At 40.1% G+C, this 13,350-nt stretch carries 13 protein-coding genes; 6 read left to right on the top strand and 7 right to left on the bottom strand.

All coding sequences use genetic code 11. The annotated features are described in order from the left end of the window. Positions 1-115: 115 nt before the first annotated feature. Positions 116-802 (bottom strand): SDR family oxidoreductase, encoded by a 687-nt coding sequence (locus ACJB0T_RS19400; protein ID WP_479289150.1) that lies wholly within the window; start codon positions 800-802, stop codon positions 116-118. A gap of 72 nt (positions 803-874) precedes the next feature. On the opposite strand from ACJB0T_RS19400, the gene ACJB0T_RS19395 reads away from it, so the two are divergent. The 3 genes from ACJB0T_RS19395 (at position 875) to ACJB0T_RS19385 (ending at position 2,556) form a co-directional block, all read left to right on the top strand. After that, entirely contained in the window at positions 875-1,786 is a 912-nt protein-coding gene (locus ACJB0T_RS19395) for a histone deacetylase family protein (RefSeq protein WP_479289152.1), read from the top strand. Then, positions 1,783-2,277, top strand: coding sequence for an NUDIX domain-containing protein (locus ACJB0T_RS19390; protein WP_479289153.1), 495 nt, complete (start codon positions 1,783-1,785; stop codon positions 2,275-2,277). Before ACJB0T_RS19395 ends, ACJB0T_RS19390 begins: the two co-directional genes overlap by 4 nt. 81 nt (positions 2,278-2,358) lie before the next feature. Then, complete coding sequence (locus ACJB0T_RS19385) at positions 2,359-2,556, top strand: DUF2986 domain-containing protein (protein ID WP_479289155.1); 198 nt, start codon at positions 2,359-2,361, stop codon at positions 2,554-2,556. 189 nt (positions 2,557-2,745) lie between these two features. On the opposite strand, the gene ACJB0T_RS19380 is transcribed toward ACJB0T_RS19385, so the two are convergent. Further along, positions 2,746-3,240 (bottom strand): peptidylprolyl isomerase, encoded by a 495-nt coding sequence (locus tag ACJB0T_RS19380; RefSeq protein WP_479289156.1) that lies wholly within the window; start codon positions 3,238-3,240, stop codon positions 2,746-2,748. Between the two features lie 390 nt (positions 3,241-3,630). Then, on the bottom strand, positions 3,631-4,653 hold the full coding sequence (locus ACJB0T_RS19375; RefSeq protein WP_479289158.1) for a tyrosine-type recombinase/integrase: 1,023 nt from the start codon (positions 4,651-4,653) through the stop codon (positions 3,631-3,633). A 637-nt stretch (positions 4,654-5,290) separates the two neighbouring features. On the opposite strand from ACJB0T_RS19375, the gene ACJB0T_RS19370 reads away from it, so the two are divergent. From ACJB0T_RS19370 to ACJB0T_RS19360, 3 genes are all read left to right on the top strand, one after another. Continuing rightward, positions 5,291-6,190, top strand: coding sequence for a RepB family plasmid replication initiator protein (locus tag ACJB0T_RS19370; RefSeq protein WP_479289160.1), 900 nt, complete (start codon positions 5,291-5,293; stop codon positions 6,188-6,190). A 169-nt stretch (positions 6,191-6,359) separates the two neighbouring features. Next, a complete protein-coding gene (gene mobV, locus ACJB0T_RS19365) occupies positions 6,360-7,292 on the top strand; it encodes a MobV family relaxase (RefSeq protein WP_479289162.1) in 933 nt (310 codons plus the stop codon). A 124-nt stretch (positions 7,293-7,416) separates the two neighbouring features. After that, the gene (locus tag ACJB0T_RS19360) at positions 7,417-7,725 is read left to right on the top strand and encodes a hypothetical protein (RefSeq protein WP_479289163.1); all 309 of its coding nucleotides are present in this window, start codon (positions 7,417-7,419) and stop codon (positions 7,723-7,725) included. Between the two features lie 271 nt (positions 7,726-7,996). Here the strand turns inward: ACJB0T_RS19360 and ACJB0T_RS19355 are convergent, their stop codons facing one another. The 4 genes from ACJB0T_RS19355 to ACJB0T_RS19340 form a co-directional block, all read right to left on the bottom strand. Continuing rightward, positions 7,997-8,464 (bottom strand): hypothetical protein, encoded by a 468-nt coding sequence (locus ACJB0T_RS19355; RefSeq protein WP_239910740.1) that lies wholly within the window; start codon positions 8,462-8,464, stop codon positions 7,997-7,999. A gap of 14 nt (positions 8,465-8,478) precedes the next feature. Continuing rightward, entirely contained in the window at positions 8,479-11,481 is a 3,003-nt protein-coding gene (locus ACJB0T_RS19350; RefSeq protein ID WP_479289167.1) for an RNA-directed DNA polymerase, read from the bottom strand. A 197-nt stretch (positions 11,482-11,678) separates the two neighbouring features. Then, positions 11,679-11,927, bottom strand: a complete 249-nt coding sequence (locus tag ACJB0T_RS19345; RefSeq protein ID WP_063345074.1) for a hypothetical protein — start codon at positions 11,925-11,927, stop codon at positions 11,679-11,681. Positions 11,928-11,959: 32 nt separating this feature from the next. Then, positions 11,960-13,350: site-specific integrase (locus tag ACJB0T_RS19340; protein ID WP_495292924.1), on the bottom strand; the 1,391-nt coding region annotated here is incomplete at its 5' end.

Below are 13,350 nucleotides of genomic sequence, written 5' to 3'. Positions count from 1 at the left end.
TTGGGCTCAGGAACAGATGTTCTAGAGCCCGAGATTGATTTAGGCAAAGCTCAACGAAGCTTATGACTAAATCAATTAGCAATTGGCTATTGTGAAACACTAAATTTACCGAGCTTTACCACGGAATCTCGGTACCGTCATAGTTTAAAAACCGTCCTGAATCCTTCAATTCCGCCCTTTTGATAACGTTGAAAAGACCTTTGGCACTGTCGGGTGCAGACAATGTGGCATTTGGTCCACCCATCTCGGTTTGTACCCAACCAGGGTGCAGCGCCAGTACGGTAAAGCCTTGTGAGGAGAGATCGTTACTTAAGCTCTTAACGACTGAATTTAGTGCCGCTTTCGATGAGCGATAGATATAACCACCACCAGAGGTGTTTTCTGTCATGCTGCCGACTTTTGACGACAAGCAAGCAATGATTTTCACCGACGAGTTGATGAGTTTTGGATACAGCAGTTCAGTCAGTGTAAGGGGCGCGATACTGTTGATTTCAAATACTTTGCGCCATTCATCGACATCGGTATTACCGAAGCCGTAGCCTTTCGGGCCGTAGTAACCTGCGTTATTTATGAAGATGTCGATGTCCGGCAGAGTTTGCACTAATTGCGCTACCGAGCCGTAATCAGTCACGTCTAGCAAGTGTGTGGCAAGGTGCGATTCGCTTACTTCCAGAGAAAGCAGTTCATGAGCGGAGCTGGCGCTGCGGTAGGTGGCATGAACCTTAAAGCCGGACTCTAAGTACTTTTTCGTCAAAGCGAGGCCGATACCTCGATTGGCTCCGGTTATGAAGACGGTTTTCATGTTGTTCTCCTAGCGCTACTATGTTTTTGTAACATGTTTTTGTGTCTTTGATTTAACTGAGAATAGAATACTTTGATTCCACTCATCTATCATCCTATTTACTCCGCGCTGCCATTGCCTGATGGGCATCGTTATCCAATTCGTAAATATGAGCTGCTCTATGAGGCGGTTGCTGAGCGTTATTCCAACTCGTCGCTGTTTCGATTTGTCGAACCCCAAGCGCTTAGCGTGGATGATATTAAACAGACCCATTGTCATACCTACACGGATAATTTAGTGTTGGGACAACTACCAGCTGCGAAGATGCGCCGTATTGGTTTTCCGTGGAGTGAGCGTCTTATCGAACGCACGTTGACTTCAACGGGTGGCACGGTACTAGCGGTTAAAGAGGCACTGGAAAATGGCTTAGCTATTCACTTGAGTGGTGGTTATCACCATGCCCATTTTGATTATGGCAGTGGTTTTTGCCTGTTTAATGATTTGGCGGTCGCCGCGCAGCACGCAATTTCGCAGGGTGTCGACAAGGTACTGATTATCGATAGTGATGTTCACCACGGTGACGGGACTGCATCTCTGATGGCACAAAACTCGCAAATCATCACACTTTCACTGCACTGTGATAAAAACTTCCCAGCACGAAAACCCGATTCTGATTTCGACGTGCCATTTACTAAAGGTGCTGAGGATGACGACTTTTTGCCAAGCTTTAAGCAGGTTGTGCAGTTTGCCCTTGATATTCATCAACCAGATTTGGTGATCTTTGATGCCGGCGTTGATATCCACCAAGACGATGAACTTGGTTTTTTAAATGTCACTCTGGATGGCATACGTGAGCGAGACCGCTGGATGCTCTCTACTTGTCAGAAGCGTGCCGTTCCAATCGCGTGTGTGATTGGTGGAGGTTATCGCAGTAATCACGCAGATCTAGTGCCGATTCACATGTCGCTCATTGAAGCTGCGGCCAAGTTAAAGGAGGTAACATGAAACATCGCATTCGCGCCGCTGGGATAGCGGTTAACGAAAATCGCATTTTGATGCTGCGCGTAAAAGATCCCTACTCTGGAGAATACTGGATCCCACCAGGTGGCGGCTTTGAAGCTGGAGATGTCAGTACTAAGCAGAGTTTGGTACGCGAGTTCAAAGAGGAAACCAACCTGGATGTCGATGTTGGCGAACTAATCTGCGTGCGTGAGTTCTATGAGACTTCGGCTGAGCGCTACCATGTTGAGCTGTTTTATCATATTCGTGATTGGCAAGGTGAGCCCGGTCTTGGGAACCTCGTAGGGCTTAATGATGAAAGCTATATTCAAGAAGTGAAGTGGCTTGCTATTGATGAGCTGTCGACCTTAAAAGTCTTCCCGGCAAACTTGGCGCAAGATGTGCTATCCATCATTGAAGAGCAGCGTTTTGCAACGCATCTTGGCAGCTATGTGCAAGGTAAAGGGGATGAGATTAATGTTCTCGATGCTGGATAATCGTGCTTAGCAGTGGATTAACACCCAAGAGAGCGCTATTATGCGCAGCCCATGAAAACCCGCTAGAGAATAGAGCCGTTTATGAACAGAAAGAAGAAGGTCATCCAGATCCTGAAAGCAAAAGCGAAAAAAGGCAACGCTAAACAGCAGAAGAGTAACAAGCCGCGCTATATCTCAAAAGCTGAACGCGCCAAAATGGAAGCGGAGCAAGCGGCGAATTCTGATCAAGCTGAAGTGGTTGAAACCGTAGAAGTTACGGAAGGGACAGCAGATTCGTAGGTGTTTCATTTCGTCCTTAACACCCCATATCTACATCCTCATTTTACAATCGCTATCCTCGCTAAAGTGTGGTTCTCCCGACCTACATGGCTCAACAAACGCGTGCTTTACCCTAAAGCACGCGCAACAGCTGATTCTCATTTTACGACAATGGTTTTGCTTTGAGAGATGTCGTTTTTGAGTGACGGTTTAGTCGACAATGGTGACTTTGTTGATTTTTATCGTATCTAACGGCACATCATCATGACCTTTTTTCATGCCAGTCATAGCCTTTCCAATGTTGTTGACCACATCCATTCCCGCAGAGACTTTGCCAAACACCGCATAACCCCAACCCGAGTTTGTCTTGCCGGTATGATCTAAGAAATCGTTGTTATCTAAGTTGATAAAAAACTGCGCTGTCGCGGAATGCGGCGCATCGGTGCGTGCAAAGGCAACGGTGCCGGTTAGGTTTTTAAGGCCACGGTTTGCTTCATTTACGATAGGTGCATGGGTCTCTTTTTCGGTCATGTCTTCGGTATGACCACCACCTTGGATCATAAAACCGTCAATAACACGATGGAAAATGGTGTCTTCATAGAAGCCTTCTTGGCAATAGCGCAGAAAGTTTTTTGAACTGACAGGCGCTTTGTCCATATTAAGTTCAATTTCAATGTCGCCATAGGTCGTCGTTAAGATAATCATGGTGGTACTCTAGTTGGTTGAAGTTGTGATGGGCGGAAATTACGCTGATTGTAGCAGATTTAAGCTGAGTAGCGATCGGGGACGCCGACATCGAGCGAATGGACAAAGCTCGTTTGTAGATATATTCGTAGGGAACTGAGACGAAAAAAGCCGCTGTAAAATACAGCGGCTTCTTAGAATGTGGCGGAGAGATAGGGATTTGAAAACTATCTTAAACTTCCAATGTAACAGTAAAACCATTTAAAAACGGTACGTTACGGCACTTCTGAGAGAGGCTTATGGTACATTTTATCCCGATAGTTACACATATTCGCATCACTGTGAATACCAAATTTCGATTATCGAAAAACAAAAAAACCGCCTCTCGGCGGTTTTTACGTATCTAGACAGTTATGCTGCCATAGGCAAGTCAATCATATTTGCATATGGATCATGCTTCTCTCGATAAGACAGAGCCCCTTTGCCGATTTTGGCAATGGTAGGTGAATAATAATGCTTAAGGGTCGTCTCAGTATTGGTGTGACCCATTTGTTCTGAAACAGCTCTGATCTCAACACCTGAGTTAATGGATTCAGTCGCATAAGTGTGACGCGTAGGCTGGATACCTCTAAACTCGATGCCTGCACGTTCAAAGTAAGGCTTAAGAGCTTCATAATAGCTATTTGATTTACCCCAGTTCTTTCCGCTTTTGGGATTGCAGAAAACAAAGCGATCCTGATATGTAACTCCTTGGATTGTGTAGCTTTCAAGCTCCATCGGCTTTGATAGTAAATCTGCGATTATGTTGGCAGAGTTACGTGTTATGCATATATTACGTTCTGATTGTTTTGTTTTTGTATTATTGAACTCATCCAGAACCAGTGCTTTGTCGATAAGCACTGAAGGCTCTTTATCAAAGATCTGACTGTTTTGCTCGGTCAGCGCGATTAACTCAGAAACTCGAAGACCTTCTCGACACGCGAAATAGAACCCTTCAACAATGCCAGTTCCGTCTCTGACAGATAGCAGGGCTTTAATTTCGCTAGCAAGATAAGGCAGTATTGGCTCGCCATCATTTTTTCTCTTGACTTTAACGCCTTTCAAGAAGGGGTTTACACGTATCATATCTCTCTTGTAGTAGTGTTCGTAGACATACTTTAATGATGTGTGCATGTTTAACCGAGTCTTATCTTTGTACCCAACACCTTTTGAATGCACGACTTCCAACAACTCCTCATTGAAAAAGTTCTCAAGTGCAGCAGCATTCAACTCTGTTAACTTGTAACGACCGATTAGTTTCGATAGAGTTCGAAAGCTACTCTTGTTTCCCTTGTAAGTAGACTTTTTGATAAAGCCTGAATTGTAGTCTTTCTCAAGTTCTTTTTGAGCTGTTCTGATTGCTGTTGCGATAGTTACACGAGTTTGACGAACCATTTCTTAAATCCTAATTAAACATTCATAAAATCTGATATGCATTTTTCATAGGAAATACTGGGATAGCAATTACATCTTAAGAATGTAACGCAAGTTAATAATAATAAAACACATCTTATTATATTTGAGAAAAATAGCTTGCCGCTGGTGGTTTTAATCTCATAAACACGTAGATTTGCATCTCATTTAGGAATTAACTTCCCAATCATGACTATTATTAGCATACTGCTATAAATATCTTCTCTATCTTTAGTTCTTCTAATAACTTAAGCCTCAAGCAACAACATATATACATGTTAAGCGTTGTTATAGTCTCATACACTTCGATTGCCCGTTAGGGCTAGTAGTGAGCATTAGCGAACGTTAGGCTAAACCTAACTATTATGATTTATATATTACTTTATATATTAAGGTATATATTACCGATTCATAAGCCATTGATGTGATGGACTAATAATGAACTTATCGATACATGTTTTGTGATTTAACGACACATAAATTGTGTAGTAGAGAAAAATCAATAATCAAATTAACTTGTTGATTTTAAGAATATAACCATTCGATAAGCAAAGAAAAGATATGACACAATATTTGTGATCATTACTGCACGTTATTTGTGAAAGAAAAAGAGAATAGAATGACTGACACTGCCAAACTTGAACTAGATTTTGATATGATCAACCCGCCGCATGAAGACGGGGTAAAAGCCTTAAGATTGAGAAATGAATTTGCATTTGCAACTTTTTCGTTAAATACTCAGACGCAAAGACTATTGTTTATTTCAATGTCACTATTTGATATCAATGATTTTCTAAGTTCAAGTGAAAACTACAACCTGCTCAACACTAATGGTAAAAGAGATTTTTCAGGATTAACTGATCAAGACTACAGAGATTTTTATTGGTGCAAAGAATACAGAACCATAATTTTGCCAATGAAAATGCTGTTGAATTACACTAAGACTAGCTCAAGGAATTATGCATGCTTTGATAAAGCGATTGAGGAACTGAGAACCTTCACAATGGACATCGATGTTCCCGACTACACAGGGAAAAGGTCAAAGCAGAACATTAAAGTTATGGATTACTGTGGAAAGGCTGAAAACAATGATGTGATCATGGTATTTAGCCAAAAATTCATCCCCTATGTGTTATCCCTAAGAGGATATACAAGTCTTGACTTAGCGACTCTGATTAGCTTCAAAAACAAGTACTCCCTTAGATACTATCACTGGTTTTCTCTGCGAATTGGCTCTAAGCCTTCAGCATCATTTGAAATAAATATATCTGAGCTTAGGAATAGGTTTGAATTGGATGAGCTGGCGTGTACACGTCACTTTTGGCAGCGTATCGTTATCAAGAGTATTAATGAGGTCAATGAAAAATCTGATCTGGAAGTCGATGCTAAAGCAATTAAAAACCGCTACAAAAAAGGCAAGCCAATTGAAAAAGTGAAATTCTTCATCAATAGGAAAATCTCTGAGAGTAACTACGAGTTTGCGCTAGGTGAAGAGTATGATTGCTTACCTGAGTTTTAACGATTGACGTTAAGGTAATTAGTTAGCTTAGACAGTCTCATTGATTATACAAAAAAGCCTCCGCAAGGAGGCTTTTATTTACCCGAAGGGCGAACACAAAGGTACTTTGTATAGTGAGTATACAATGCAATTGTAGTTCAGCTTCATTTTTAATATTCTTAAATTAAAAATGAATACAACTATTCTTAGATTTGAAAAAATAAAATCTAAATCATCTTTAAATAAGTCGTCTTCTCACGTACATCGATTTGCTGAAACACCTAACGCTAATCCAAATAAATTCAACTCCAATCGGATATTAAAAGGGTCAAATGTTGAATCCAAGGACGTTCAAAGGGTTTTAGATAAATACAACATAAAGCCACGGAAAAATGCGGTTATATGCATGGATGCCCTATTAAGCTTGTCGAGTGATGCATTTAAAACAAATAAAGACATTAACTTGTTTGCAGCTAAAGCAAGTGACTTTTTAAATGCAAAATTTGGAAATAGGTGCAGTAACATAACGTTACACCTTGACGAATCAACCCCTCATATTCACGCAAAAATCGTCCCTTTACTATCGAAAAGCGGAGAGAAAGGAGGCGTCAGGCTCTCTGCTCGTGATGCTTTTGGACCAAAGCAGCTTGCGGATCTTCAGCGTGATTTTAATGCTCACATGTCTAAGTTCTTTGATTTAGTACCACCAAAACATGGTGCTAAAGCATCGCACAAGAAAGTTAAACAGTTTTATGAAGAAATAAATAAAGACTACGAAAAGTTAAAAGAAGAATATAAATCCTCCTTAGTTAATAAGCTAGAAGAACAGCAAAGTAGTATTGTTAATAAATGTTTAGCACGTATGTTACCGCCTCTCGATGCTTACTGCGAAAAACAAGAAAAAATATTAAAAGAACAATTTGGTTACTTAGCCAAGCAATATGGTGACAAGTGGAGAGAGGAGAGAAAGAAAATAGAAATAGATTTGAATAATGCATTTGAATATAACTATGACGATCTAAATTTTGCGGAAAATGCATTTAAAAAAAAGCAAAAAATCGTCGACGATATAAGTAAGCATGTAAACAAAGGTGCAGCAAAAAAATTGAAAGTAAACATGTAAACCACTGAATTTTATCGACTTTTGCACTCGCCAATGCTGTACATGTTATTTTTTGTCGGTATAACTATGCCCCATAAGCGGCTTACTCAAAGCTGTTGTTTACAAGTTTACAAATAGGATGATCATGAAAGGTAATTTTACATTAAAAAAAGCTTTTGAGTTTGCAGAACGTATGCACAAAGCGCAGCAACGTGAGCGGGCTATGCTCTTAAAGTTGCTCTCAGATCGTGCTGCGTACGACGACATGGATAGTGCCATGCTTAAAGGGGTAGCACAGCGCATTTTGACTGCGCATAGTAATCGTAAAGCGTTTGAACTGCGACCTGATGAGGCAGAGGCGTTGGAAGAGTTTTTGCATGCAAACATGCAAGATGACATGGTGCAGTTTCTCGCTTACTGCATGGGTGACACGATAGAGGATGCGCTTCAATGAGTGCTGATGATTACGCTACGCCCTTCCAATTTCAAGGGATTAGATTAGGGAATATTTGAATAGCGATAAGCTTTTTAGCATACATAACCACGTAAGCGACAGTGTTATGCTTTTGTAGTTTTAATATGATTACGGTTGAGGGTTACTTTTTGGTTAAAAGTGAGTTAGTGATTCAACGAATACACTAACTCATTGACTAATTTGAGTATAGGAAAATTATCATTACTACTACACATGATAGAAGTTTAGCAACTACATGATAGTACTAGCTTTAATTTGTATTGGTAATGACTTTTTTGATGATTTTGGCTAATTCTTTTTCCCACTCACCACTATTGGCTGTTCTCGATGTAGTAAGGTGTGTCTTGTGGATAGTTAATTGGTTCTCTATTGTATCAAACCACTGTTTATCTCCTCGGTTAGCTATTACCACCTGCTCAAAAGTGAATAGAATTTGAGATACAAACCATAGATACTCTCTTTTATTGTTAGTACTGTACTTCCCCTCGGCGAAATCAGGGTTATTGATACATAACTGCAAGTATTCTTTGTAAAGAGCTGCTGCACTTTGTTTTCGGCTCGCCAATAGCTGTTGATAAGCAATATACCCTGCGACTCCTGCGATAATAACTGCTGTAATAGTCGCGACATCAGAAAGTACGCTAAGAATACTATCCCATAATGCAGCATCAACCAATGGATGCTCCGTTAACTTAATACAAACTTCATTGCTAATCATCGTTTACTCATTCTTTATTTGCGATTCTTCGACATGTTGAATCCAATAGGTAGGGGCTTAAATTCGTCGTTTTTAGTACGACGAGATGTTTGATTTTGAAAATTTCGTAAGCTGCCATAATCGATTTTAGCTAGAACAAAGTAGTCAGCGATACCTCCTTTTATGCGGACAGAGTCTCTCTTATAATCAATTCTATATGGTGCTCTGACTCTACTATCTCCGTATTTTCGGTTGTTGACTTGAACAACGAATGTATGGACATCATGTGCAGCTCCCTCAACTAAAAAACTAAAAGTTTTTACGTCGGGGTTCCATTCAAGGACAAACAGGCTATCCACTTTTCCTTGAAACCTGACTCGGTTTTGTGGATTAGTTAGATCGCTACATACAATAACTCCAAACTGGTAGGGACCATGCTTATAAATTGGCAGTGCATCATCGTTACAACTTGGCGCATAGAGCCTTTTTCGCTCTTTACTTAGGGTTATCTTCTCTTCATGAGCGGGCATGATTTTTGGTTGCATAAACACTAAATTACTTAAGTATCCGGTGACACGCGTAGTGAGAGAAATTAAGCAATCATTACGAACTATATTGTTCTTATTCCTGTGCTGGTAGTACTCTAGACCAGCGATAAACGATATGTTTTGTCTAGCTAAACGGCTGGCAATATTAAAGGCCCAACGCCGCGGCATCGAACATTCAGGAAATACAATGTAATCAGCCTTAGGGTTGGTTTTCAATATATTATTTATGAGATGATTTACTGACTCATATCTTCCTACACTCCTATCCGGATTTCCTTTTAAGGCACTCAGAAATTGCTGGTCAGTAGTCTCAAAGTTTGTAAGAGCTACAATAGTCTTTTTTTTGCTATGCTTAGGAACGTTGTAGCATTCACCATCTACTTCATCCATCTTCAGCCCTAGATTATCGAGGCTATATGTACCAGCCCCTCTAAGCCCCAATATTGAATCTTTAAATAGCTTAGGGTCGCTAAGCACTGTTGGGCATACAATCGCTATCTCTTGAATACTTAATGGTCGTGTTGGGAATGCTAGCGCTGGCCAATGTGGTGTCTTTAGATTAGCTTCTTCCCGAAAACGCTTTATCAGCTTGAGTCTCAAGACTTTCTGAATACTTTTAGCGCGAGGAAAACGCTTAGTTCTGTATTCTCTGTTTTGGTCATAATACCAATAGTCTTTATATGGTCGACTTCCTAGATCAGAGAGAAGTAAGATTCGATTATATCTTCTAATGTCTTCAATAGAGCTATGCCTGCCTGTTGAATTTGTTGTTATGTCATCTAACATTTCTAGACTAGAACACAGCGACTCCCAGCTATTAAACCCTTTCGATGTCGAAGCTTTCAAAGCAGTTTCTTTCAGTGATAAATATAAGTACTGGCGACACGAAGTGAGCTGTTTCTTTGAGTTAGGCTTGGTTGTTCGCTCTAAAAGATCAAGGCATTCATTTAGCTCAGAAATAAAATCTTTTGTTGCATCAAAATCTTGATTCGAAATCATCAAGCTGAATACGCGAGGCAAGTAACCAGATAAGTCAAAAAGCCCTTTAGGAGTCAATAGATAACGCTCTACGAGACCATAGAATTCTTTTCTGATCTCTACCCAATCTTTTGATACTAAATCAGACGTATAGCTTTCAATATCTCTAAGCAATAAGGAAAGTCCCATTCTCTTTACTGAAACTACATCAGCTTTTCTGAGCGCATCAGCTATCAAAGATGCATCAGGAGATGCAAGTAGTGTCTTCTCTGCCATTAGAGCAGAAGAATGAGGAACCTCTGGAAGTAATCGATACTCGCTAGATTGTTCACGAATTTGGCTTTCAATTTGATTGATGAAGTCCTCACCATGATCAGAAGATAAGCTAAATATTTTCTGTTTACTTGCTGTAAACGTTAAATCAGAGTCTTGCGCGTATATAAACCTAAGCCTTAGGCTTGGTTGCTCTCCTTTCTGCCTAAATATCTTTATACAATCTACTTTCTTATTAATATGAGAAATAATTTCATTGCCAGTACTTGCTTCTTCTGGTGTCTCAAAAACTAAAAATATATCGTCAACATATCGACCGTAATATGCTGGCTTGAGACTAGAATGAACCTCTTTATCAAGTTGATAAAGGAGTACATTGGAAATTACTTTTGAAGCTGATATACCAACTGGTAGAGCACCTTCAGGTCTGTTTATAAAATCAGGAGTTAGTGAATACCAATGCCCCATTGAAGCTAGTAATTGTCGCGTGAACCTCCTTTGATCTTTAGTTAAATGAATGCCAATTTCAGTTAGGAAGGAGGGCTTCAATAGGAAATTAGGGGAAGCATTGTGATAAAATCCAGCCAGATCCATTGTTACAGCTGTAGCATTTTTCCCATTTTCAATAAGATTTCTCATCGTAGAGAGACCTTTCTCTCGCCAAGACTTATAAGCTGAAAAATATGGTGAAAAAAGCCCTGAAGAATCGAGGTTTAACTCTCCGTTTAATGAATCATCATAGGGTTGACTATGGCGCTTTCTGCGAAGTCTGTTGCCGTAAGATAAATTTTTATCTAGCTTTGACTCGAATTCATGCCCAACTTTAAGTATCCACAGCGCAGACACTATCTGATAGTTAATCGTTGGTTTGATCACTAAACGGTATTTTGCGTCTAACTTCTTGTTGCCGCTTTCACTGAACCTTAATTGCCAGTCTATTGAAGGGTCAACAGAGCGATAATGAACTTGTTGTTCATTGCTCCAATCGGAGTCATCAAGGCTTTTTGGAACATAATAGTGATCGCCAATGAAGTTTTCTTTCTCCCACCATGCAAAGGTGTCTTCAGTGACTTGTTTAAATAAAGCCTCAATGTTTTCCTTAATGTTCTGTTCAAACTTCGCAAAATCTAATGATGTTGGGGCAGAATTGTCATAAAAAGCTTCAGACTTAGCTTTCCTATAAGCAGTGTATATATCTGCAAGAGTAATAAAGGTTTTAGCAAACTGTTTCCTAGCCATACTGAGTCTAAGTATCTGTGTTGTTTCCTTTTATAGTATAGATTTATGGTATTTAGTAAAGTAAGACATATCAAACCATATGGGTAGCCACATGCTGCATACCTAGGCGCAACAAATATGGTGCATATTTATGTTACACGGCACCACACTGGACAATTTTTTGCATAAAATCTGCTCTGCTCAACGATATTTTGTTCTTATGGATAGCGCTTTGCTATTCCCACAAGAACTTTGTCGATAAACGGTGATTCAGGGCTAATCTCATAGTCATTTTGTGCGTCATGGATGAGAGCTTGCAACCTTGCTATCGCCCTGTTTAGTTCTTTTTGAACAGCTTGAACCACAGCTCTATCTTCCCCGTTACTGAGGGCAATATGAAGCTTATTCATTGCTTTTATGACGCTCTTCCTAAGCGACTTGAATTCTTGCTCTTGTAATAAATTCATGTTTATTACAACTGTACAATTTTCACCCCCTTTTAAACAAGTCGATACTCAACTGCCTGAACAACGTCATGCAATGCAGAGAGATTCAATTGTTTAGCATAACGTGCGTATGTAATCGACTTTTTACTATGACCGACTAAGTCAGCAACATAATGCTCTTGTACTCCTGCTTGTTGAAGCTCATCAATAAAAGTGTGCCTTAAGCTGTGCAATGTAGGCCTTAGACCACGTGTAAATCCTATTTCGTCTAGAACTTTCGAGAATCGGACTATAAAGGCTTTAGACCAGTCTTTGTCTCTGCCATATGGGGTAAAAGAGAATAGTTGAGTCGCTTTTTGTTCTTGACGCATTTGAACGTACTGTAGAAAACCTAGCTGCATTAACTTGGCATGAATGGGAACAACTCGTGTTGCAGCTGCTGATTTTAGTCGCTTGTGCTTGCCTTCCTCATTGATCGATATGCTCCAAATACCCTCTTTTTCTATTACGTCACTGGTGCTTAACTGACAAATTTCTGAGACTCTAGCCCCCGTGTAAAGCAAGATGAGTGGAACCCAGTAATCTTCTTGTTCTTTTTGGCTATAGAGCCTATCCGGTGTTTCCGAACTAAGTCTTGAAAAATTACTGTGTCGGAATAATTTTGATAATTCTGTGGTACTCCATCGTGATCGCTCATCAGATACCCTTGATTTCTTACGTTTGACAGTCACTTTTTCAATGGGATTAGCATCAATATCGCCTCGTATACTTAACCATCCATAGAACTGCTTTATCGCAGCAAGATACTCAGAAACAGTTTTTTCGGATTTTCCCGACATCAGCAATTTATCTCTAAAAGCCATAGCGTCTTTCGAGCTAGCTTTCAGTTGTGACTTTGTCAGACTGCTTGAGGTAAGAAATGCAGTGATTCTAGATTCAAGCTGTTGAATAGTGCGGGGGAGTAACTTTTCCAACTTTTTTGACTGGATAAATTCAGAAAGGTAATTGGTGTCCTTTGCCTGTGCTTTAGGTGCTGGGTTATCGAGGTGGGCTAAAGGTGCTACTGAAAGCTCAGTTACTCTTGGTAAACCTGTCGGAAAGTGATTGTTGCGATAGAAGGTGATCTGCTCCCTCAATTGACTCAGGACATGCTCAACACACTCGTCGAGCGATAAATGCCTAACGTTCTGTCTGATCATGCTTATAACAGCCAAACCCCTGTCTATTGCTTCTGAGCGAGTTTTAGTCAAGAGAGAAAATCTTAGCTCTTTTGGATAACCAATAGATTGAAGTTTTTGAGGGAAATAATAGCGGGCGTAGTATGTGGCGTTTCTGTCTCTGAGTAAGAACATGATCGTATCACCTGTCTGGATCATGCCAATCTCAGAAATGTCAGCGCCGATGTAAAAATGACCCACTAACGCCGATTTAAAATTGACCCACC

This window comes from Vibrio sp. CB1-5 (assembly GCF_059412285.1).
This window is presented reverse-complemented; position numbering and strand designations above follow the sequence as displayed.

Excerpts from the sequence above, each read along its gene's own strand:
- ACJB0T_RS19400 (WP_479289150.1), bottom strand. The coding sequence starts at position 802 with ATGAAAACCGTCTTCATAACCGGAGCCAATCGAGGTATCGGCCTCGCT.
- ACJB0T_RS19390 (WP_479289153.1), top strand. The coding sequence starts at position 1,783 with ATGAAACATCGCATTCGCGCCGCTGGGATAGCGGTTAACGAAAATCGC.
- ACJB0T_RS19385 (WP_479289155.1), top strand. The coding sequence starts at position 2,359 with ATGAACAGAAAGAAGAAGGTCATCCAGATCCTGAAAGCAAAAGCGAAA.
- ACJB0T_RS19380 (WP_479289156.1), bottom strand. The coding sequence starts at position 3,240 with ATGATTATCTTAACGACGACCTATGGCGACATTGAAATTGAACTTAAT.
- ACJB0T_RS19375 (WP_479289158.1), bottom strand. The coding sequence starts at position 4,653 with ATGGTTCGTCAAACTCGTGTAACTATCGCAACAGCAATCAGAACAGCT.
- ACJB0T_RS19370 (WP_479289160.1), top strand. The coding sequence starts at position 5,291 with ATGACTGACACTGCCAAACTTGAACTAGATTTTGATATGATCAACCCG.
- mobV (WP_479289162.1), top strand. The coding sequence starts at position 6,360 with ATGAATACAACTATTCTTAGATTTGAAAAAATAAAATCTAAATCATCT.
- ACJB0T_RS19360 (WP_479289163.1), top strand. The coding sequence starts at position 7,417 with ATGAAAGGTAATTTTACATTAAAAAAAGCTTTTGAGTTTGCAGAACGT.
- ACJB0T_RS19355 (WP_239910740.1), bottom strand. The coding sequence starts at position 8,464 with ATGATTAGCAATGAAGTTTGTATTAAGTTAACGGAGCATCCATTGGTT.
- ACJB0T_RS19350 (WP_479289167.1), bottom strand. The coding sequence starts at position 11,481 with ATGGCTAGGAAACAGTTTGCTAAAACCTTTATTACTCTTGCAGATATA.
- ACJB0T_RS19345 (WP_063345074.1), bottom strand. The coding sequence starts at position 11,927 with ATGAATTTATTACAAGAGCAAGAATTCAAGTCGCTTAGGAAGAGCGTC.